The sequence below is a fragment of the Bartonella sp. AD328YNZD genome, from assembly GCF_042196425.1.
The window spans coordinates 1-728 of record NZ_JBHIQG010000722.1; the positions used below are offsets into that span (position 1 = coordinate 1).

Here is a 728-nt window from a genome sequence, read left to right on the forward strand (position 1 = left end):
ACCACAGACATCTTCAGAAAATTTCTTATTTTCTTTAAGCACAGCATTGCCATAAATCGTTGTAAATTGGCAAATTTGTGCTTTGCCACTCACATGAGCATTATCGTGAATTTTTGCAAAGGGACCAACACGCGCCGAGCCAGAAACCTTGGCATTGTCATAAATATTGCTCCCATCATAAACTATAGCCTTATCAAAAACATGAGCATTGCCATAAGCTTTTGACCACGCAGCAAGGCGTGATTTACCGTAGACATGGGCATCATTAAACACAAGCCCACTCACTTGAGCATTTTCATATACATGGGCATTATCGTAAATAAGAGCCCCCTCAGTAATAACGGCATTATCACTCACAACGGCATTGCCAAAAACATAGCCACCAATTTTTGCATTGCCATTAATGATTGCATTGTCATAAACATGTGCTTTATCACTCAAAACCCATGCCTTATCACTAATCACGGCATTACCATAAACCCTAGCATAATTCACAACACAGGCATTATTGCGTATTTTGGCATTTTCGGAAACGCTTGCTTTGATAACCATAGCATCATCATAAACCCAGCAATTGCCTTTATGAGACAGATCACTCTCATCTTTAATAAAGCCGCCCAATTGACCAGCTTTGACATCATCAAAGTCTCTTAAAGCTTTAATGCGGTGTAAAGTCACACCGTTAACAACGCGGTTTTCATTAGTAAGTTCATATTTTTTTGCAGGCT

At 39.4% G+C, this 728-nt stretch carries 1 protein-coding gene; it reads right to left on the reverse strand.

Annotated elements, in window-relative coordinates:
* Positions 1-728, reverse strand: a 728-nt coding sequence (locus ACFIO3_RS14680; protein ID WP_375704736.1) for a hypothetical protein, incomplete at both ends; no start/stop codon positions are given.